At 69.2% G+C, this 302-nt stretch carries 1 pseudogene; it reads left to right on the top strand.

The features are described 5' to 3' along the window. Positions 1–302, top strand: a pseudogene (locus tag EN859_RS36890) (ATP-dependent DNA ligase); the annotation flags it as partial.

Below are 302 nucleotides of genomic sequence, written 5' to 3'. Positions count from 1 at the left end.
CGGGCGCCGCCGCGCCGTTGCCGTTCGCGCGTCTGCAACCGCGCATCGCGCGCAAGACGCTGACCAAAAAGGTCCTCGCTGATTCGCCGGCCGCATTGCTTGCCTACGATCTGCTGGAAGCACATGGCGAGGACTTGCGCATGACGCCGCTCGTTGAGCGGCGCGCGCGTCTGGACTCGCTTGCCGTGTCGCTCGAGAACCCGCTCGCGCGCGATCTGCTGCGCGTTTCGCCGCTTGTTTGCGGTGCCGACTGGCAGGCACTCGCCGCGCTGCGTGAAGAGAGCCGCGCGCGCGGCGTCGAA

The organism is Mesorhizobium sp. M00.F.Ca.ET.216.01.1.1, assembly GCF_004010325.2.
Classification (GTDB): domain Bacteria; phylum Pseudomonadota; class Alphaproteobacteria; order Rhizobiales; family Rhizobiaceae; genus Mesorhizobium.
The sequence above is the reverse complement of the archived record's forward strand: the minus strand, read 5'-3'. Positions and strand labels throughout refer to the sequence as shown.